General features: G+C 44.5%; 19 protein-coding genes. 6 read left to right on the plus strand and 13 right to left on the minus strand.

The genetic code is table 11. The features are described 5' to 3' along the window. Positions 1–47: 47 nt before the first annotated feature. From ABGU93_RS01085 to cls, 6 genes are all read right to left on the minus strand, one after another. The gene (locus ABGU93_RS01085) at positions 48–1196 is read right to left on the minus strand and encodes an iron-containing alcohol dehydrogenase (protein WP_347411659.1); all 1149 of its coding nucleotides are present in this window, start codon (positions 1194–1196) and stop codon (positions 48–50) included. Positions 1197–1413: 217 nt separating this feature from the next. Continuing rightward, positions 1414–1962 (minus strand): TetR/AcrR family transcriptional regulator C-terminal domain-containing protein, encoded by a 549-nt coding sequence (locus tag ABGU93_RS01090; protein ID WP_347411660.1) that lies wholly within the window; start codon positions 1960–1962, stop codon positions 1414–1416. A gap of 287 nt (positions 1963–2249) precedes the next feature. Further along, the gene (locus ABGU93_RS01095) at positions 2250–3497 is read right to left on the minus strand and encodes a hypothetical protein (RefSeq protein ID WP_347411661.1); all 1248 of its coding nucleotides are present in this window, start codon (positions 3495–3497) and stop codon (positions 2250–2252) included. A gap of 217 nt (positions 3498–3714) precedes the next feature. Continuing rightward, entirely contained in the window at positions 3715–4887 is a 1173-nt protein-coding gene (locus ABGU93_RS01100) for a leucine-rich repeat protein (protein ID WP_347411662.1), read from the minus strand. A gap of 260 nt (positions 4888–5147) precedes the next feature. After that, complete coding sequence (locus tag ABGU93_RS01105) at positions 5148–5354, minus strand: hypothetical protein (protein WP_347411663.1); 207 nt, start codon at positions 5352–5354, stop codon at positions 5148–5150. Between the two features lie 21 nt (positions 5355–5375). Then, the gene (cls, locus tag ABGU93_RS01110; RefSeq protein ID WP_347411664.1) at positions 5376–6872 is read right to left on the minus strand and encodes a cardiolipin synthase; all 1497 of its coding nucleotides are present in this window, start codon (positions 6870–6872) and stop codon (positions 5376–5378) included. Between the two features lie 422 nt (positions 6873–7294). Here cls and ABGU93_RS01115 point away from each other — a divergent pair, with 422 nt between their 5' ends. From ABGU93_RS01115 to ABGU93_RS01125, 3 genes are read left to right on the plus strand one after another with little or no spacing between them, the layout of a single operon-like run. Next, positions 7295–8311: a uroporphyrinogen decarboxylase family protein gene (locus ABGU93_RS01115; RefSeq protein WP_347411665.1), complete on the plus strand. Its 1017-nt coding sequence runs from the start codon at positions 7295–7297 to the stop codon at positions 8309–8311. Between the two features lies 1 nt (position 8312). Next, complete coding sequence (locus ABGU93_RS01120) at positions 8313–8936, plus strand: GTP-binding protein (RefSeq protein WP_347411666.1); 624 nt, start codon at positions 8313–8315, stop codon at positions 8934–8936. Further along, the gene (locus ABGU93_RS01125) at positions 8929–9387 is read left to right on the plus strand and encodes a hypothetical protein (RefSeq protein ID WP_347411667.1); all 459 of its coding nucleotides are present in this window, start codon (positions 8929–8931) and stop codon (positions 9385–9387) included. The genes ABGU93_RS01120 and ABGU93_RS01125 overlap by 8 nt, the downstream gene beginning before the upstream one ends. Before the next feature lie 140 nt (positions 9388–9527). On the opposite strand, the gene ABGU93_RS01130 is transcribed toward ABGU93_RS01125, so the two are convergent. Both ABGU93_RS01130 and ABGU93_RS01135 read right to left on the minus strand, forming a co-directional pair. After that, entirely contained in the window at positions 9528–10151 is a 624-nt protein-coding gene (locus ABGU93_RS01130; protein ID WP_347411668.1) for a response regulator transcription factor, read from the minus strand. A gap of 22 nt (positions 10152–10173) precedes the next feature. Next, positions 10174–11238: a sensor histidine kinase gene (locus tag ABGU93_RS01135; protein WP_347411669.1), complete on the minus strand. Its 1065-nt coding sequence runs from the start codon at positions 11236–11238 to the stop codon at positions 10174–10176. 230 nt (positions 11239–11468) lie between these two features. Here ABGU93_RS01135 and ABGU93_RS01140 point away from each other — a divergent pair, with 230 nt between their 5' ends. The 3 genes from ABGU93_RS01140 to ABGU93_RS01150 are packed head-to-tail and all read left to right on the plus strand — an operon-like array spanning position 11469 to position 14690. Next, positions 11469–12401, plus strand: a complete 933-nt coding sequence (locus ABGU93_RS01140; protein WP_347411670.1) for an ABC transporter ATP-binding protein — start codon at positions 11469–11471, stop codon at positions 12399–12401. Between the two features lie 8 nt (positions 12402–12409). Beyond that, a complete protein-coding gene (locus ABGU93_RS01145) occupies positions 12410–13537 on the plus strand; it encodes an ABC transporter permease (RefSeq protein WP_347411671.1) in 1128 nt (375 codons plus the stop codon). Next, on the plus strand, positions 13524–14690 hold the full coding sequence (locus tag ABGU93_RS01150; RefSeq protein WP_347411672.1) for an ABC transporter permease: 1167 nt from the start codon (positions 13524–13526) through the stop codon (positions 14688–14690). The genes ABGU93_RS01145 and ABGU93_RS01150 overlap by 14 nt, the downstream gene beginning before the upstream one ends. Before the next feature lie 126 nt (positions 14691–14816). Here ABGU93_RS01150 and ABGU93_RS01155 read toward each other — a convergent pair whose 3' ends face one another. The 5 genes from ABGU93_RS01155 to ABGU93_RS01175 all read right to left on the minus strand — a co-directional run. After that, positions 14817–15926, minus strand: a complete 1110-nt coding sequence (locus ABGU93_RS01155; RefSeq protein ID WP_347411673.1) for a GTPase domain-containing protein — start codon at positions 15924–15926, stop codon at positions 14817–14819. Beyond that, positions 15919–17061: a DUF697 domain-containing protein gene (locus ABGU93_RS01160; RefSeq protein WP_347411674.1), complete on the minus strand. Its 1143-nt coding sequence runs from the start codon at positions 17059–17061 to the stop codon at positions 15919–15921. Before ABGU93_RS01160 ends, ABGU93_RS01155 begins: the two co-directional genes overlap by 8 nt. 51 nt (positions 17062–17112) lie before the next feature. Then, positions 17113–17421 (minus strand): hypothetical protein, encoded by a 309-nt coding sequence (locus tag ABGU93_RS01165; protein WP_347411675.1) that lies wholly within the window; start codon positions 17419–17421, stop codon positions 17113–17115. Between the two features lie 345 nt (positions 17422–17766). Further along, positions 17767–19734 (minus strand): dynamin family protein, encoded by a 1968-nt coding sequence (locus ABGU93_RS01170; protein ID WP_347411676.1) that lies wholly within the window; start codon positions 19732–19734, stop codon positions 17767–17769. Between the two features lie 8 nt (positions 19735–19742). Further along, positions 19743–21542: dynamin family protein (locus tag ABGU93_RS01175; protein ID WP_347411677.1), on the minus strand; the 1800-nt coding region annotated here is incomplete at its 5' end.

A 21542-nucleotide genomic window follows, 5' to 3' on the forward strand; every position in this document is an offset into this window, starting at 1 on the left:
AAATCCCCTTCAATTTGACTTAAGAACCTACTTAATTTTCTTTCTTGCTAAAAAGCGGCCTTGTAAATGGCAATCACATCTTCTTTGGTTGGGCATTTGGGATTTCCACCGGTGCAAATATCGGCCAGCGCCAGGTCCGCCAATTCGCTGAAATCTGCTTCTTTAACGCCGATTTCTTCCAGCCCGGTCGGAATACCAACATCTTTTGATAATGTTTTAATGGCTTCAATAGCCAGTTCGTTGATTTCTTCCTGGCTATTACGGGTGGTATCAACACCCATTGCTTCGGCAACTGCTTTTAACCGATCGCCAACTGCATCGGCATTATAGGCTGCAACATAAGGCAGGAGAATGGCGTTGCAGACGCCGTGGGGCAGATCATAAAAGCCGCCCAGCTGATGAGCCATGGAGTGAACGATTCCCAAACCGCCATTAGAAAAACCCATCCCGGTGACAAATTGACCATAGGCCATGTCGTCCCGAGCATCCACATCTTCGCCATTGGCAACAGCTTGTCTTAAACTGCCTGAGATAGCTTTGATCGCTTCCAGGTTAAATAAATCAGTAAAGCGGGAAGCACCGGCGGTGGTATAACCTTCGATGGCGTGAGTTAAAGCATCCATCCCGGTTGCTGCGGTTAAGGATTTTGGCATTTTTATCATCAGTTTCGGATCATTGACAGCAACCGTGGCCAGACAGTTCGGATCAACAATAACCATTTTCAATTTACGGTCTTCGTCAGTGATAACATAGTTAATTGTTGCTTCGCTGGCGGTTCCCGCGGTCGTATTAATCGCCACGATCGGCAGGGATTTATTAGCTGTTTTACCAACCCCTTCGTAGTCCCGCAGGTCCCCGGGATTAGTGGCCAGAATAGCGATTCCTTTGGCTGTATCCTGGGGCGAGCCACCGCCGATACTAACCACAAAATCACATTCGTTCTCCTGTAATGCCTGAAGACCGGCATTGACATTGGTAACAGTCGGGTTTGGTTTAACATCAGAGAAGATGACATAAGCCACTTTGGCATTATCCAGGACGTTTAATACTTCCTGGACAATACCGGCTTCGATAAGGACCTTATCGGTTACAACTAGAGCTTTCTTGACGTTCATTCGAGTGATTTCCGGAGCGATCAGTTCGATTGCGCCGGGTTCCATAATTACTACTGGTGGAAAATAATAGGTTCTTGCCATTGTTTGTACCTCCAAATTTTTCGTAACTGTAAACAGTTACATTTTCTGTCTATATTTTATCAAATTCCAATTCGGATTCAATTGACACCGGCCTTTGAGTGTCACATAAATGACAATTTTCCAAAAGTGTAACCTGAATAAAATAAAAAACCAACCCTTATCTGATTTGCCCGATAATCAGATAGAAATTGGCCTTTTTTAAATACAACACCTTCTTCTACAAGAACAATAAATATTGTCTAAGTTTCTCAGGGATTGCGTCAATCAGCAATTTAGCAAACTCCGCTGGCTCCATGACCATTCCTTCAATGACCCATTTAAATGTCATATCCATCGATCCCTGACAATACATATCCAATAAAAACTGATCATCCTGCTCCAGCGGTTTCCCGGTTTTTTGGACAATGCGGTTGGTGTAATAATCTGTAATTAGCTTTAGATCATAATCAAAAATCGAATTACAGTCACTGGATTTAAATGCTGCCGTAAAAAAATCTTTTTCGGCCCGAACAAAGGCAAATTTTCGGGTCAATCCTTCTTCCAAAGTGAGACTGATGCCCATCTGTTTGATGGATTGTTGGGCCAATTTATCAAAATACCAATTAACCAGATCATATTTATCCTGAAAATATCGGTAAAATGTTTGTCTTGTTAATTCACTTTGATCTACAATTTCCTTAACGGTTATTTTATCTAAAGGTTTATTAACCATCAGCGTTTTTATCCCTTTAGCCAACCTTTCTTTTGTTCGATCATTTGCCTCCATTGATATCCCTCTTAATAAATATTTTGAATCTGCTTGAATGAATCACCCGTTTCTTTTCTCATGTTAATCTTATCCCTCGCCGTAATCGATGTCAATGAAATATTTTACCAAAAATGTTAAAATAATCCGATTCGTTTTGCTTATTAGCAAACTAAAAAGAACTCCTTTTTCTCATCTTTTCTTGACGAATCGACTAGAAATCGGAGTTCTTTTTTAATAACAAGTGAAGTCAGCTAAAACCATCAGTTTTAGGCTGCTGCACCGCTTTTCTTTGTGAATAGTGGGCGTTATCCTTTGATTTCTTTTTTGCTGATCAGATAAGCCATACCCATCAGTGCCAATAGTCCCATTGTAGCCATTAAAGCATCCTGAGCCATGTCCTGAGCACCAGTTTTAGGATTGTCAGATTTTGTATAGCAAAGATATGGTTCCAGATACAGACAAGATGCGCTAAGATCTACATCGCCGTAACAAGGACTGATCCAAACACCTTCGCCACCATAGATAGCTAAAGGATCAACGCCGCCTGAAGTACAAAGATCCAGGATACCATCTCGGATAATAACCCAGCTGCCTGCATATAAAGCAGTTGCTACGCCAGTATCGGTGGTTGAACGGACCGTTGTGTATCCACCTTTAACGATCGCATCGTCGCCAGCGCCAATACCCATGCTTTGACCGTTAACTGAATCAGTAATAACATCGATATCGCCGCCATTGATTACGAGATCATTGTCTGCCCATAAACCAACTGCGTCAAAATCGCCAGTAGCAGCAACGGTAGAATCGATCCAACCATCATTAATGATCAGGTCGCCATTTGTTACGTCGATACCATAGGCATCACTGTCATTTGAACTTGCATAGAGTTCATAGTCGCCATCATTAATAACGAGATCGCCGTCCATTACATGGATCGCCCGATTGTCACCGATTGCGATAAGTTCGCCATCGCCACTCATGGTCAGATTACCAGTTACATCGACGGCACAGCCATCAGCATTGGCAATCACGTTTTCGCCTTTAAGGATCATCGCAAAATTACTGCCCATATCGGTTGCAACCACTTGTTTGCCAACAAATCCGTTAAGGGTCAAGGCATTGGTTACTGCATCATACGAATAGTCTGCACCGACGGTAGTAGCAAGTACATTAATAAATGTAACAGCGTCTCGCCATAATCCCAATGAAACTGCACTGACTTCAATGGTTCCTTCTTCAGCTGCAGTTTCAACTACTGGTTCTTCAGCAACTGGTACTGTCGCTGCCGGCGCTTCAACAGCTGCTGGTGTTTCCACTGCTGCTGCTTCAACCACTGGTTCGACAGCCGCTGGCTCTTCAACTACGGGTGTTTCTGCCGCTGGCGTTTCTACCGCAGTATTTAACACCTCATCAACCGGTGCGCCCTCAACTTCTAAAACAACGAGCGTAGGTTCTTCCACAACTTCTTCGGCTGCAAAGGCTGATACCGGGACCAGCATTAACACCATCATCACAACCAGCAACAAAGCCATCAATTTCGACATTTTTTTCACTTCACTATTCCTCCTTTCAAGAGAATTGTTTTCTGTGTACATCACACCCCAATTGATGTGAAATTACACAGTTATACATTACGTTATGATTTTTACCCTCTTTTATGATAAATAACACAATTAATTAAAAATTTTTAATTAATTAAAATCTTTTTTTGTTAACCGCTTGCCTATACTTGATATTTCCATCTGATTTTTATATTTTCGACCGCATTTTCTAATTCAAACTGCTCGCAAACGGAACGGCGGTTGCTCCCGGTGCTGCCGATCCATTTGGTACCACGAAGATCTGAATTCCTTCTAAACGCAGACCCATCCCTTCGGTTCCGGCACTTTGACTGTTCTTAGCCCAGTCCATCCAGCCATAATTCTGGGCATGGACCCGATAGTAAACATCATATTTACCGACATCGACACCATCAAGTTCAATCCGGATTCCTTCGAGCCGCAGGCTCAAACCTGTCGTTCCGCTAAGAGCGCCGTTACTGACCATCGATTGCCAGCCAATATTCTGAACATGGGTCTGATACTGAATCACCACATTGACTTCGCTGTTATCTACCAGGATTTTGATTCCTTCCAATCGCAGGCCCTGACCAACAGTGCCACTGATTTCACCATTCTTTTTGGAACTCTGCCAGCCCACATTCTGAACATGAGTCGAATAGTACACATCCACATAGGAAGAGGGCAAGGTCACAAAGGGTCGCAGATTGGCATAAGCATAAGAATCTGCGGTGGAACCGGCATAACCATAGATGGTGAGATGGGGTATCGTCCCGAATACCTGTCCGTCAAATGCCAGGGCGCTATTTAAAATAGTAATTTTAGTCAGGGCATTACAATTGGCAAAGGCAGCATAACCGATTGTAGTGACTGAACTGGGGATGATGATGCTGGTCAACGCCTGAGCGCCCCAGAACGAACCGTTGCCAATAGTAATTAAACCATTTCCCAGAAAAACCGAATCCAGATTGGGACAATTGTAAAAAGAACGCATTCCCAAACGACTGACACTATTTGGCAGATTAACACCAGTCAAGCTGATTTTCCCGTTAAATACATCGGTTCCTATTTCCAAAACGCTTTTACCATCAATGGTCGCCGGGATATCCACATTTCCACCACTCCCGGTATAGGCGACAATTTTAACCCCACCGGCAATATCGTCATACCAATAATCCCCGGAATGAACGCTGTTGATTGAAATTTCCGGAGCCTTTTCAGCCAGCTTCAGAATCTCACTTTCTTCCGAAGTCATTATCTGTTCACTTTCAATTACACCAGTTTCACTGTTTGCTGCTTCTGCTAAAGCACTCATCGGAACCAGGAATATCCCCATACTGATCATGATCAGGCCGCAGATCATCAGTTTGAAACGTCTTTTCATTTTATTCTAATCCTTCCTTTCATTTTGCAACCAATTATCGATTGCGATTGCCAGGATTCAAACCGCTGTTTGTCAGCCTGGACAACTTAAAATCATGACCGCTTCCGACTTCCTCTATGGTCATCTTACCCGCGAAGCGAGACTTTAAACTGTTTTTATTGCTTTTATTAAACGCCATGCAAAAAGACCCGCTACCTGGTAACGAGTCTCCCTGATTTATCTTAAATGCTAATTTGATTTTCTATTTAATTTTCGATCAACTAATACAGCTCACTTCTGCGATCTTTAAATATGGTCATATTATTTCGGGCTTTATCCAGCTCCGCCAGATCCACCTCGGCAAAAATCAGCTGTTCTTCCGGATCAGCCCCGGCGGCGGCCGCCTTACGGATCCAGAGCTCAGCACGACGATAATTCTCTTCGAGTTGTTTTAAGGCCACCTTCATTTGGATTGCAACTATCTTCATCAACGTTTCCTCCTGTTTTTTCTACATCAATGGTGCCATGATTCTTAAAACCGCCTGTCCCACCTTTTTCGCAAACGCGGTTTTTTCCCAATCAGCATAGCATACCTCCCGACTTACCTTGATACAATCCAGCAGATCGGCTTTGATATCCAGCACCGTCGCTGAACCGGACACCCAGGTTCCACACTCGTAATTCCAGATCAGACTGCGATAATCCATGTTGATTGAACCCACAATGGCGACCTGATCATCGGTCACCAGTACCTTGCCGTGAATAAATCCCGGGGCGTATTCATAGATCCGGACCCCTTCCGCCAGCAGATCCCCATAAAAAGCCCGAGTAGTGGCATAAACCAGCTTCTTATCGGGAATCCCCGGGGTAATGATCCGCACATCCACTCCGCTGCGGGCGGCCAGCAAGATACAGTTGGTCAGATCCGTATCCAGAATCAGATAGGGGGTGGTGATATAAATATAATTCTTGGCGTTGGCAAAAATCGTCATATAGGTATTGACCGCCGGATTCCTGGAATTCATCGGACCGTCGCAAAACGGCATGACCAGTTCACTTCCGGCTACCGATGTGGCCGTTCCCCGATAGGCGTCAGGTTGGGTGACCGCCCCGGTGGAATAATCCCACATATTGATAAACATCGTGGTGAGGCTGAAAACTGCTTCGCCTTCCAAACGGATGGCCATATCTTTCCAGTGGCCAAACCGTACCTTTTCGTTAATGTATTCATCGCCAATGTTGATCCCGCCGGTAATCGCCACCCGGCCATCGACTATGGTCATTTTACGATGATCCCGGAAGCTGATAAATTTGAACAGCGACGGCGATAAGGGATTATAGGGAATACTGTTGATGTGATGGGCCGCACAGGTTTTATAAAAATCTTTGGGCAACGTCGACAGGCTGCCCATTTCATCAACCATCATCCGAATTTCCACCCCGGCTGCGGCTTTTTCATAAAGAGCTGCCATTAGCTCATCATACATTTTTCCCCCGGTGACAATAAAATACTCGAGAAAAATAAATTTTTCGGCAGTTTTGATTGCTTCCAGATTGGCCCGATGCATCTCCTCCCCCAGCTTCAGATATGCGGTTCTGGTATTTCGCCAAACCGGCAGATCGCTGAGCCGATGGACCAGCTCCACCTGTTTTTTGATTTCTTTATCATTAATGGATTCCAATACTGCCTGGTTCTGTTCAAGTTTCAAAAAGGTGCGCTGATTGACTTCCTGCCAGCGTTTTTGGGCTTTTCTGGGTACCCGCTGCCGACCCCAGATAAAATAGAGCACAATGCCCACCGCCGGAAGGGCCAGGACAAAAATAATCCAGGAAATTTTATAGGCAGCGGTCTTTTTGCGATAAACAATATTCAACACCACAAAAATAGCCAGTCCCTCAATTAACCAATAGGCATACACGGCATAATCTGAAAACTCCAGAATGATCAAGCCGATGATGATCAATTGCAAAACGATTAAAACCACATTGATTAAAAACCTGAACATACTTTGAAAATGGTCCGACGAACTTCTCATTGTTACCTCTTTTACTTGGTTTATTTCACCAATAATCTGTTTTTTATAAATTATATGCCATGTTTGTACCAGATACAACCGCTGGCCGAATTTTTGTTGAACCTCATCCGCGTCCCGATATGTTTGAATGCACCATTCCCGCACCGCATTTATCTCTGATTTCTATCTTATATCTATTTAATATCAACTTTCAGCAACCGCTACATATATTTTAAAATATTGAATATTTTGCATTTTTTCGTGATAATACAGAAATTTTTCTGTTCATTTTGGCGGATTTAATCACCTGAAAACGATATTATAGTAAATTTAATTATTATTACAAAAGTATTGACAAAACCCCTGTTGAATATTAAACTTGTTTATAATTCAACAATTAAAGGAGGACAAGCATGACAGCTCATTTAACTCAAAAAGAAAACTTTTTGCGGGTAGCCCGGGGAGAAATGCCGGAATACGTACCGGTATCATCATTTTTCGGCCCTGACGCGCCCCTGATCACCATGGCAGACCCCTGTATTCTAGGTAGTTTCCGAGGACCTGGCGGAGGCGTCGATCCCTGGGGGGTCACCTTTGTCACCGGTGAAGAAATCAATTTTGCCGCCCTGCCAAAGCCCAATGATTTTATTTTGACCGATGTGACCAAGTGGCGGGATGTGATCAAAGCTCCGGATTACAGCGGCTTTGACTGGGAAGCGGCGGCTAGGGCAGACCGCAAAAAGTATGTTCAGGACCCCGACCAGACAGCCTTTGTCCTCAGCGGATTTGCAGATTTATTTCAGCAGTTTATCGGCTTTATGGGTTTCACTGAAGGACTTTGTGCCATCTATGAAGAACAGGAAGAGGTTGAAGAGCTGCTTGATTACATGCTGGAACACTCCCTCTATATCACCAAAAACCTGCTCCATTATTATAAACCGGAAGGTTATTACCTGCTGGATGATACCGCTTCAAAACTCAATCCCTTCATTTCTCCCAAGTTATTTAATGAAATCCTTGTGCCCCGTTATAAACAATGTCTGGATCTGGTCAGAGACGAAAACATTCCGATTTTCTACCATAACTGCGGTCGCTGCGAAGATCTGATCCCCTCGATGGTGGATATCGGGGTAAACGTTTGGGATCCGGCCCAGGTTGAAAATGATCTGGTGGGAATGAAGCAAAAATACGGTTCAAAACTGGCCATTAACGGTGGTTTTGAATTCAGAATGCCCAGCACCTGGCCGGTAGTTGATGAGGAAGATGTCCGGGAAGCTGTTCGGGATACCTTTGACCGACTTGCGCCCAACGGCGGGTTTATCTTCAACGGGATGATTACTTCACTGGATTATTTTGACCCAAAGGTTCAGGAAGTCAACGGCTGGATAGCGGACGAAGCCAGGAAACTAAGCAAAACGGTCTATAACTAAAATGAAAGTAATCATCTTAGGCGGCTTTCTGGGCTCCGGAAAAACCAGTGTTTTGTTGCAGCTGGCCCGATACATTGCCGGGGATACCTCTGGAAATTCGACTAAAGTCGTCATTCTGGAAAATGAAATTGGCGAGGTCAGTGTGGACGACAGCTTGTTGAAAAGAAATGGCTATCAGGTGACCAATCTGTTTTCCGGCTGCGTCTGCTGTACCATGTCCGGGGAGCTGATTCTTAACCTGCGTAAAATCAGAGACGATTTCAATCCCGAGCTGGTGATCATGGAAGCCACCGGGGTGGCCTTTCCCGATAATATCCGTCAGACCATCAACCAGTCCCTGCCCGAACTTGAGGTGGCCGTCACCTGTATCACCGACGCCAAACGCTGGCTACGTCTGCTCCGGCCGATGGAGATGCTTTTAGAAGGGCAACTGGAAGCGGCAGAAGTCATTCTGATCAATAAGATCGATATGGTCGATAGCCCAACCTTGGCCGATGTGGAGGCCTCGATCCGGACCTTCAATAACGGCGCCGAATTCTTCAAGATCAGCGCGGCGCGGCCGATCGACCCCCTTATTTTGGGAACCATTCTAAATCCAGAACAGGAGAAAAGCATCAATGAATAGCGAGCATCAACCCCATCATCACGACGAAAATTGCGGCTGTCATCATGAGCAACACGATCATCACCTCCATTCCGGTCACAGCCATCAGCCCGAGCCGGATCACCAGGCCGCGCCAGCGATCACGGTGAAAACCCATGATACCAGCCTGGTCGGTTCCTATCGATTAACAATTGCGGCCAGCTTTGAAGAAGCTGACACCATTCTGGATCAGACCTTAACAAAAATCGCCGCTGAAATCACGGTGCTGGGGGGCATCATCGGGCATATCAAAGCCAATCTGACTGCCGCCGGCCGAAGCTGCATGATTTCCATCACCGAGGATGAATCCGATCATCATTACAGCGACAGCCACTGCTGTCAGGCGGAAGGCGTGGCCATCGTCTTCGGTATCATTCCTGAACAACTGGACGCGATCCTCCATGCCGTTCTGGGCCCTTATCTCAGCGTTTGATTTAAACTTTCAGCAATTACCCGGATAAACAACAAAAACCTGTTGCTGCAGCATCTTGTGCTGTTTCCAGTAACAGGTTTCTTTTATTATTCTAGAAATTCCTGAATAAGTTAATAAATATCACTATTGTTGATAAAATATCAGGTCAGGTTTTTGTAGAAAAAGATGGCCAGCTGGGTCCGATCCCGGAGATTCAGCTTTTCCAATATAACACTGATGCGATTTCGTACCGTTCCTTCACTTAAATACAAACTTTCAGCAATCTCCCGATTACTGAGCCCCTGAGCCACGCGGTCGATCAGTTCCAGCTCCTTGTCGCTCAAATCAAAGCGGTCCGCCTCACGGTGCTCGAGCTGATTGATTAATCCCGGAATCTTGGTGACAATATCCTGACCAAAGACGCTCTGACCAATCTGCACGGCTCTCAGGGAAGGCACAATACTTTCAAAATCCTGTTTAATGATATACCCTTTTGCCCCCAGTTTAAGCGCTTTGATAATATATTCATCATCCAGAAAGGTAGTTAAAAATAAGATCCTGGCTGCTTTGTCCGCCGCCAAAATGGCCGCGGCGGCTTCCAGCCCGGTCATCACCTCCATGCGGATATCCATCAGCAGCACATCGGGTTTTAACTGATGATATAAGGCAATCGCTTCTTCACCATTGTGACCGATTCCGATCACTTCAATATCCCCCTGGGCTTCAATGATGGTTTTCAACGAAGCACAGACCAGCCGATCATCATCGACAACAAGTATTTTCATGGTTCCCCCTTATTTATTTTAATTAGTCATTTCTAGGCACGGAGATAAAGATCCGAAAGCCCCGGTCCGCGGTGATATGGACGTTGCCATTAAGGGCGGCCACCCGGTCGCTGATATTTTTAAGCCCCATCCCAGTACTGTCAGAGTTTACCCTGCCGTTGCCATTATCCTGAACCACCAGCTGGATCAGACCCGGGTGTTCCCGGACCACCAGTGCCACTTCACTGGCCTGGGAATGGCGGATGATGTTGGAAAAGGCTTCTTTGACCACGGCGATAAAACAGTATTTCACTTCCTTATCCAGGGCGGATTCCACATCATAGTCAAATTTGACGGGACAAAACTCAAAGTTTTTGATCAGGGTCTGCAACTCTACCTGCAAATCCAGGGATTCATCGTGGAGATCATGGACGCTGCTACGGATGCTGTCCATGGCTTCGGAAAGGGTTTCTTTGATCTGGACTAGCCCTTCCCGGGTTTGCGTTTCTGTGCTGATCGCCAGCAGCGCTCCGGTTTGGAGAATACTCCGGGACAGCATGTGCCCGACATTATCATGAATATCCCGGGCAATCCGGTTTCGTTCGCTCAGGGTCGCCAGGTTCAGTTCGTAGTCCTGCTTTTCCCTCAGCATTTTATTCTTTTTTTCCAGCTGCAGGGCGGTTTCCCGGGTGGTGTCCCGGAGGGCATTGTAATCTTGTTTGAGTGTTTCCAGCGAGAGCGTCCGTCTTTTGACAAAATAGGCTACCAGCATAAAAACCGGAATCAGCACCACCGCGGTGCCACTCAGCGCCGTGAAGCCCGTGGCGGCCGGCAGCAGCGCCAGCATCCATAGCCATTTATAGCGGGAAATCAGAATGTCATAGCCGATCAGCGGGATAAATAAAAGATAAACCGGCTCAAAAAAACAGATCAGCAGATAGCCGCCAAACAATCCCGCCGTTACCGGACCTTCTTTTAAATAGCTTGAAGCTGCCGCAAAAATCACTGCCACCAGCACCGGGGCAATCAGCAGCACATTATCGACGGTGGTCAGATACAAGGCCAGACAGAACCCAAAAATAATCAATTTATCAATCAGCTTATTCATCATTACCTGCCTTTATCAGAATCATTTCCTAAGTTTTCTTAGCATCAATCACATCGCTGTCGATACAATTTTATCACTACTTTAACATAAATGGTGACATTTGTCATACCCCATCAGGAGGCTGGTCACTAGCAAAGTGACTTCCGCAGGTGTAAAATAAACACATAGATAAATAAAACCGCTGTCTCACTGCCTTGCCGGGGTGGGCGCACACATAAAGGAGAAAAACTATGGTTATCAATGTTAAAAATCTGGTTAAACGTTACGGCGATCTGATCGCTTTGGATCACTTCAATCTGGAAGTACGGTCAGGGGAAATCCTCGGTCTGCTGGGCCCCAACGGGTCGGGCAAAACCACCGCCATAAATTGTATTTTGTCCCTACTTAAATACGATAAGGGCACGATTGAAATTTTCGATCAGCCGATGTCCCCGGATGCCTACCATCTCAAACGCGATATCGGAATTGTGATGCAGAATGTCGCTGTTTTCGACGAGCTGACCGTTTATGAAAATATCGACTACTTCTGTGGTTTATATATCGCTGATAAACAAACCCGCAAAAAACTGGTAGCCGAAGCCATCGATTTTGTGGGGCTTAACGATTTTACCAAGTTCTACCCCAAAAAACTCAGCGGCGGGCTGCTCCGGCGGCTGAACATCGCCTGCGGCATTGCCCATCAACCGAAACTGATCATTCTCGATGAACCCACCGTCGCCGTCGATCCCCAGAGCCGCAACAATATTCTGGAAGGCATCCAGAAGCTGAATCGGCAGGGCGCCACGATTATCTACACCTCCCATTATATGGAAGAGGTGGAGCAGATCGCCAGCCGCATCGCGATTATGGATAAGGGCAAGATCATCGCCATGGGCACCAATGAAGAGCTGAAAAAAATGATCAAATCTGGCGAGCATATCAACCTCGAACTGCTCAATCCCGAAGATCTCGATCTGGACGCCATCAAAGCCCTGCCCCATATCATTTCGGCCGAGTTAAGCGACCATCAGCTGGTTGTCAAGTCCGGTCGGGGCAAAAATAATCTGATCGCGATTCTGGATCAACTCAAGGATCAGAGCATCGCCATCGGGAAAATCTATTCCGAGCCGCCAACCCTGAATGATGTCTTTCTGGAAATCACCGGCAAAGAGCTGCGAGATTAGGAGGAGCCATGTTTTTATTTAATTATCGCTATCGCCTCAAGTGCATCCTGCGGGACCGGCAATTGATGTTCTGGACGCTGCTGTTTCCGATTCTGCTGGCCACCCTGTTTAACCTGGCCCTTTCCAACATTACCAGCGCCGAGGAATTTATTAAAGTCCAGGTGGCGGTGGTTCAAAATGCTGAACTGGACGCCAATCCAGCTTTCACCACCGCTCTGGACGGCACCGATGATCTGTTTGTAGTGACTCATACCAGCCAGGCCGAAGCCGAGGCCCTGCTTAAAGATAATCAGATTGACGGTTATATTGTTTTTGATCCAGATCTTAAATTGGTGGTCAACCAGTCTGGTCTTAACCAGACCATTATCCGGAGCTTTCTGGATGATTTTGTGCAAACCTCAGCTACTATTTTCACCGTGATCGCGGCGAACCCCACTGCCCATGATCAAGGCCTCATCACCGGGATTTCCAGCCGCAGCGAATACCTGACCGCTGTCTCTGCCAGCCAGTCCAACCCCGATCCGATTGTCAATTATTTCTATACCCTGATTGCGATGGCCTGTTTATATGGCGGGTTTCTGGGGTTAAAAGAGGTGGTAGCCATCCAGGCTGATCTTTCTGATGTGGGGGCCCGGATCAATCTGGCACCAACCAATAAACTGACCGTCTTTATCTCCTCGATGCTGGCGGCCACCACCATTCAACTGGCGGAACTGCTGATTCTGCTGGCCTTTATCATCGGCGTGCTGGGCATCAGCTTCGGCGATCAGCTGGGCTATATCGCCCTGACCTGTGTGGTCGGAAGCCTCACCGGGGTAACCTTCGGGGCCTGTATCGGGGTCCTTGTCAAAAAGGGTGAGGGGCTGAAAATGGGGATCTTAATCGGCTCCACCATGACGATGTGTTTTCTGGCCGGGATGATGTACGCCGACATGAAGTATATCGTCACCACCAAAATCCCGATTCTCAGTTATCTCAACCCCGCCAACCTGATTACTGACAGCTTTTATGCCCTCTATTATTATAATACCCATACCCAGTTTTTCACCGACATTTTGCTGTTATGCGGTTTCACCGTGGTGTTTAGTACGATAACGTATTTTGTTTTAAGGAGACAGAAATATGCAAGTTTATAAAGCTTTTTTCCGCATCATCCAGAAAAACCGGGGCCAGATCCTGATCTATCTGGTGGTCTTTATGGTCCTGGCGCTGCTTCTGACCAATGCCTATAACCCGCCCCATGATACCGATTTTACCAAGACCAGGGTCAACGTTGCCTTTATTAATGAGGATGGTGATTCCGAGCTGGTTGCTGGGCTTAAGACCTACCTGGGCGAAAACGCCAACCTGGTGGATCTTCCCGATGATCCCCAGAAACTCCAGGACGCCCTGTTTTTCAGGCAGGTGGAATATATCCTGCGGGTTCCCGAGGGCTTTACCACCGGGATGTTAAACGGCCAGGAGGTCCAGCTGGAAAAAACCATCGTGCCCGATTCCCCCAGCAATATCTATATGGATTTGCTGATCAATAAATACCTGACCACCGTAAAAACCTATGTTACCTATCTGCCCGACCTGAGCCAGGCCCAACTGGTCGACTATCTGGCGACGGATCTGGCCGAAGAAACTGATGTGACCGTGATCTCGGGCAGCAACCACTCAGCCAACGCCGAAAAATCCGGCTATTATTTTAATTATATTTCCTATTCGCTGTTTGCCATTCTGATTCTGGGGGTCTGCTCGGTGATGCTGGTCTTTAATGATACCGATCTGAAACGACGCAACCTCTGCTCCCCGATCCGCTCCGCCAATATGAATTTCCAGATGATTCTCGGCAACCTCAGCTTTGCCGTGCTGACCTGGCTGGTGCTGATCTCGGCCAGCTTTGTGATGTATGGCCGCTATATGTTCACGACCAACGGCCTGCTGCTGTTATTGAATTCCTTTATCTTTACCCTGGCTGCGCTTTCGATCAGCTATCTGATCGGCAATCTGGTTAAAAACCGGGGCGCTATGTCGGCTGCCGCCAATGTCTTTGCCCTGGGCACCAGCTTTCTCAGCGGCGTCTTTGTCCCCCAGGAACTGCTGGGCAGCAATGTTTTGACGATTGCCAGCTTTACCCCGACTTACTGGTATGTCAAGGCCAATAACGAAATCGCCGCCACCACCAGTTTCAATGCCGACAATCTCCAGTCGATTTTCACCAGCATGGTACTGGTACTGGCCTTCGGGGTGGCGGTGCTGGGCGTGACGCTGGTGTTGATTAAACAGCGGCGGGTAGAAGCTTAAGCCGAGTCTTTTGACTGATTTTTAAAAATAAAGATCCTGATTTGAAACAAAAACAGATGCCGGACAACGATGGTTTTATCCGGCATCTGTTTTTTAGAACATTTTTAGTGCAGTTATATGATCAACTCACTCTGCCTGCATCTGCAGCAGCTGAACCCCCAGTTTTTGGGTCTCATGTGTCAGGGTTTCAAGCATTCGGTTGTAGCTGGCATCAATACCATCTTTAAATTCCTGAACCCGATTATCGCGGTTGATGGAGGGCAGGAAAAAGATGGCTAAAGGAATCAGACCCACCACCAGATTGGCCAGTAATTCACAGACCATATCGACCCGATCCCGGGAAAAATCAAAATCCGTGAACCTGCCCCATTCCGGTTTGCCGGTACGCTCACCGGCCAGGGCATTGAGCTGATCGACGAGCTGGCAATAATAGGTAATGGCCTCAGCCATTTTTTCCTCGCCGTATTGGCTGATCGCCTCATAAATCACCTCAACCGAATGGCCAGCATAATCATTGATCCGGTTCACGGTGCTCTGAGATGAGGCATTAAAAACCGTTACCGTTTCCTCAATATAGTCATACACATCGTTACGCCAGTTTTCCAACAGCAACTGCGCATGGGTCAGGACATTTCCCGGCACCTTGAGACAGATCGACTGCCACAGGTTTTCCCGGATATTGTGGATGATATCCTCCATCCCAAAGGGCTCGGACTCAAGCCCACCCAGCAGTTTTTTAGTGACTGAACAGGCCCGGACAATATTGCGCCTGTAAATGCCCAGATCTTCAATAATGGCTTCCATCTCATGAATGGCCCCATCCACATTGGGGAGATCGCAATGCGATAACACCGTCATTACCCGGTTGCCCTGATCGATCAGCTCCCGGATAATGGCTTTTTCAAAGCCTTCAATCCGGGCTGACTTCGCCGAAAAAACATAGATAATGGTGTGAAACCACTCGGCGATGTGGTTGCAGTCATGACGTTTGACCTCCGTCATAATCAGATCTTGCCAGCGCTCCGCCTGATTGGCTTCCAGCCCCCAGGTATCATATAGATTGATGGTAAAGGCTGCCCCGCAGTCGTAGGCATGCTGGTAAAGCCCTTCGGCTGTCACCGGCCGGCCGGTTCCGGTCTTTTCCAGCTCCAGCCCGAAGATATAGTTCAACAAGCTGCTTTTGCCAACCCCAGACTTTCCTATCATCAACACATTGGTTTTCAGTTTCTTATCCATTGTTCTTTACCCTCCTCATGGCAACATCAAAAATATCATTAAAAGCATCCGTCCCGAAAAATTCATCCACATCCACCGAAATCCCCGCCAGCACCGCCTGGGAATAATTAAAACAAAGGGTGGATACCGTCAGTCCCAGTGTCAGCGTAATGGCAGAAGCCACCCCGGCATTGATAATCATCCCCGCCGCCGTACCAAAACCCGGGAGCAGCTTGGTCAGATTACCAACCAAGGTGCCGGCCAGGACCTTTCCCAGCTGCCCCAGAATCTGCGTTTCCAGCAGTGAAGCCGCCGTTCCCTTGAGTTTGGACAGCCCATAAACATTGAATATGTGCAGGGTCATGGCCATCTGAACGGGCATCAGTACCATCGCATCCGAAAAGGGAATCGGCGATGCCCCCACCCCGGCCGCCGCCACGGTATATTTGGAAATCACACGCTGGGTGACATGGTCCCGCTTCTTCTCAATGCACCCCTTTAAGGCAATAATCAGCCCCTCCCTGAGATATTCCGGTAATACCCCAATCGCCCAATCGATCAGCGCCTCCTTCTGGATATAGGGTTTGAGTAAGGTCTGAACCCGCTCATCCGCCGTGACCGCATAGGTAAAGAGGGCCATGGCTGAAAATTCTTCCCGGGCGGTTTGCTGTAGCGCTTCAAGTTCCTCTGCTTCAACCCCATCGACCTGGGTGAATACCAGGGCCACCGGCACCTTTTTTTCCTGAATCTCCCGGATCAGCATAAAATCCGTATCGGTAATCCGCTTGTTGGCCGCACTGATGCAATACCAGACCTCATGAATCTGGTCTTCCACTGCCTCCGGGTCTTCCCGGCGTTGGCGGTCGATCCAGCCGATGATTTCCTCCCGGTAGTGAGCCTGCCGGTCGCTGCCAATCTCATAGCCTTCACTGTCAAAAATGGTGATGGTTTCGCCCTCATAGCGATGGGTCCCCCGGGTCACTGGTTCACCGGCCCCGACGACAGCCAGGTTTTCACCAAAAACATCATTGACCAAGGAGCTTTTCCCCACCCCAGTGGCACCGCACAAAAGAATATTGGGCTTGACCACCTGGTTCTTGATTTTTTCATACTCAGCTTCATAATCAAAGGCATCCGCCTTAAATTCAACTCCCATTTCATTTCCTCCCTTGCTGTTTACATTTTTTTATAATCATCACCAGCCGCCTTATTTTTCGGCTTCCTGATTGGCCGCTTCGTCTTCTTCTGAGGCCGTTTCATCGTCACTGTTGCCGCCAAAAAGCAAAGCTGCGACCAGTACAATGGCACCAATGATCAGTAGCGGAATACCCAAATAGACAAACACAGCCGACCAGAACACCAGGCAGAAAAAGAAAATCATCGCCCAAAACGACAGGATCTTCATGCCCAGATCCAGAGTGTTCTCACCCCAGATCACCACCTTCAGTAATCCGCAGATCTTAAAGGATGAAACCAGACTGATAATCAGAATAATGATGTAGAGAATTGTTTGCATGTGATACCTCCAGATAATTTCTTATAGCCAGCCCCGTCGGTTGCGCATGCAACATCCGGACAGGTTTGTTGGGCGGTGTTGCCGCCCGTCTCTGGCTTGAGATTATTATATGTTAGGTGGGTGGACAGTAATTGGGAGGTTAACGGGGATTTGTAAGAATTTTGGGAAATAAAAAACCGCCGAAGCGGTTTTAGTTATTTTTTGTTTGTTCTAGATTTAAATGTTTAATCTGTCCGTGTCCCCCTATGTTTAGAAAAAATTTAGCGTTGCTCATTGGATAGTGCCGGCATTTTTCTGAAATCTAATTCTCTCTCTTAAACCAATGTCTTTCCCATATGAATGGCTTTAGACAGCTCGTAATTCCTGAAAAATATCTTCGATCGATTTTTTAAATGATAATTCCAAATAATTCAATTCATCCAATTGTTTCTTTAATATAGTTGGATTGAAACAATTTTTTAAATCCGCAATTCGATTATTTACTTTCGATCCGTTATCTTCAAAATCTACTTCAAGCAAATCTAATACCAACGATTTAAACTCTTTTTGAATCTTACTTATTTCATCGATTTCTTCCTGAATCGCATCACGATACATATCTAGAATCCCTTTTATATCCGCCAATACTTTTTGTTTAAAATGACAATTTTTATTGTTCTCTTCTTGCAAAAAATCAAATAATGACTGTTTATAAAACGAGTATTCTTTGTTACGATTCGAACTATATGCACTGATACCAAAATACTCGATATCAAAGTCTTCAAGGGTTTCCTGAAGTTCTTCAATGACATCTTCAATTTCCGATTCTGCCCTTAAATCTGCTTTATTCACAACAAAATATAAATGCTTCTCTTCTAAGCACATATTCATTAAAAAATCAATATCTGTCAGAGGAATTGTCCCATTTGAATCAAGACCTATAACCCATATAAGTGCCGATGCCTGATCAAGATACTCTTTTGCCACTTTCATATCTTCATCAGTAGAATCTTCAATATTAACCGGATTATAACCGGGTGTGTCAACAAAACAAATGTTATCAAATTTTTCCATTTTTGTACCAATAGTCATATATGGCATAATGGATTTCAAATTAAAACCAAATGTTTTAATAAAATCATGCGAAAGATTGTTATTCAAATTCACATCAATTTCTACTGAACCACCTGTTCGTGAAAAACACTTAATTGAATTATCTAAATTCGCCGCAACATAAGTAGGAATCGCAGTAACTGGTTTAATCCCAATCGGTAATCTGATTTTATCATTTTTAATAAAACTATTGATAAATGCGGATTTTCCACTACTAAATCCGCCACCAATAGCAATGATATTCTTCGTTGCAATAATAGGAAAATTAACAACAGTATCAAGTTCTTTTTCGATTTTCTGAAGAATCAAAGTCGCTTCAGCTTCCCGATCTAAAGCCTCAACTTTATTAGAATAGTTGAAAAAATCTTGATAGATCAGGTCTTTAAAGGCATTTAATCCTTTACTATACTTAGGTTTAGCAGATAAGATTCTGGAGACCAATTCAAACTTCGTCTGGACAATTTGCGATTCTTTTTTCAGATGATCATTTTCTTTATAAATCTCAACCTTTTCTAACTCGGCTTTCTTTAATAAATCCTCATTTTTTTTATTTTCAAATTTTATTTTAGATAGTTTTAAATCCCGTTTATTTAGCTCGTTATTCAAGCCGTTTATTTTATCGTTTTGTTCATCAATTTTCTTTTCTAAAGCTTTTTTTTCATTCGTCATTTTTATTTTCTCATTGACTGCCTTTTTATGCTTTTCGACAATGGCGGTTATCTCCCTATCGAGTTCATTAATTGTTTCATCTTTTTGACTAATCTTTTTTTCTCTCAGAGATATTTCCATTTCTAAATGCTGTATTAACCCGTCCTGATTGCACAGATCTTCTTTTAAACGATCCACCTCATCGCTAAGTTCCTTTTTGTTTTGTTTTACAGAAACCATCTCATCATTTAACTGTTGCAACTGTCTTGCGGTACTCTCTTTTAATGAAACCTGAAACTTATACTTTCTTTCTAACTCACACTTTTCCTTTTCAACATTTGTTTTGTCTGCCTTAGCTTGATCCAATTCATTAACCAAAGAGTCTGTTTCATTCTCCAATTCTTCCAATTTAAAATTCAGCTCTTTATTTTCCAGTTGAATTTGATCAAATTCAGCATCAACATCTTTCAATAAACCCTGGATCGCCTCACGACACTCATCTTTTTTAAAAAATAATTTTTTCGATAATTCATCTACTTTAGGCAAAATTTCTTCAATTTTCTTATTAGTCATCTTTGCACCTATGAAAGTTTTTCAATAATTTGATTGAATCGTTCGAGAGAAATCGTTTTATTTTTTATTTGATTGTCCAATTCATTTATTCTCTGATTAAAATTAGAAAATACTTCCTGGGATAAACTCACTCCATTTAAAGCAGAAAACAAATCCTTGACATAGGTTTTTATGCTCTTGTTTACAAGTTTTTTTAAAGAATTCAGATAGTCATTAGCCTCGTTTAAAAACTCTTCAGCTTCATAATCCTTGAGCGTTCCTTTTGCTTTGAACACAACCGGCATAGGGTTGTCAAGATTAATTTCTGGAAGTTCAACCGAATTAATAACTCCACGAATTGCCTTGCGAATCAATTGAGGGTCCAATTCCTCATCTTCAACTACGGTTCTCAATGTGCTCACTAATTGGCTGTGCATGTTTTTTCGAAAGCTCAGTATTTTTTCACTGGCTTTGTTTACTATCCCATGCTCCATTTCAGTTTTAAACGCTTCGATGGCATTTTTCACCGCACCCGAACGGCAGGTTGCATATGTATCATAGTGAGTCTTTTTCCACCAAAAATGTCCCGTTGTATAAGAAGACTCTTCTTCTCCTTCAGAAGCTTCCACATTTGATTTTGATTCCTTATAGGCATCTTTAATAATACGATTTAAATCAGTTTCCAGACTGATCTTCAACCCTTCAATCAGGTCATAATACTCTTCGTCTAAAACACTGCTTGCTTTATTCTTAACTTTTTCCAAATTGCTTTTTTGCGTTGCAATGTCATCCTTCTCAGTATTTTCGACTCTTTGTTTTTCTTCCTTTGCATAATCCAAAAGATCCATCTTATATTTTTGTGTATTGTTCAATTTCGCCAGAAGAAACTCATTTCTTCTCCCGCTAATAATCTCATCTTTTTTACTTCTTACCAACTGGACTTTTTCATTTAAACTCGGAATATTAGCCAGAACACTAAGATTTACCTTTGTGGATTCCAGATCGGTTTCCGAAAAATAATCCGGGTATTCTATGGTTAGGTTCTCCCAAACTTTTTGTTCACCATCTCCCAATTCTTTAAGATTTCCAAGGGAGTGCTTGATAGTCTGTGCGATTCCCGATGTATAAACTAAATGGTTGCGACTGTCATCTATCAAACCATCAAATACATTTCCAATTTCCTGATTGTTTTTCTTTAAATCAGATAAGGCTACCATCATTTGATCCGCTAACTGAGCACTAATGCTTCTTAACGCTTTATGTAGATTCCCGTTTGCCTTTTCTTTTTCACTACCATAGAGTTGGTTGTCAATTTGACTTGACACAACAAACAATTCGGAAATCCCTTCTTTTAATGTAATCCGATCCATTAATTCCATATCAACCTGACTTAAAAATTGACCGGAAGGACTCACAACAAAAGTGACATCACAATATTTCAACAATTCTCTGGTTCTTGCTTCTCTCGATTGTACCGGATCATTTAAACCTGGTGTATCTACAATTTTCAAATCTTTTAACGAATCGTATGGTAGCTTAATATGAACACTTTTTGTAAATGGCATATACTTTCCGTTTGAACCTACATATTGAATTAGCTTTGACTTCAGTTCCTGTAGATCTTTTGCCTCAATTATCTTACTTTCTGCTAAATTTCCTATCTTAACACCGCTACTTTTCATTTTCTCGTATTGGTCAAAGGCTGCCTCAAGCTCTGTTTTTGACTTCATCTGTCTTTTTGCCTTTTTTATAACTCTGTCTTCTAAGTCTCTCTCGCTCAATTCCTGCGATGGTTTTCCTTTTCCATTTCTCTTCTTGTATTCTTCCAA

The organism is Acetobacterium sp., from assembly GCF_039830195.1.
Taxonomy (GTDB): domain Bacteria; phylum Bacillota; class Clostridia; order Eubacteriales; family Eubacteriaceae; genus Acetobacterium.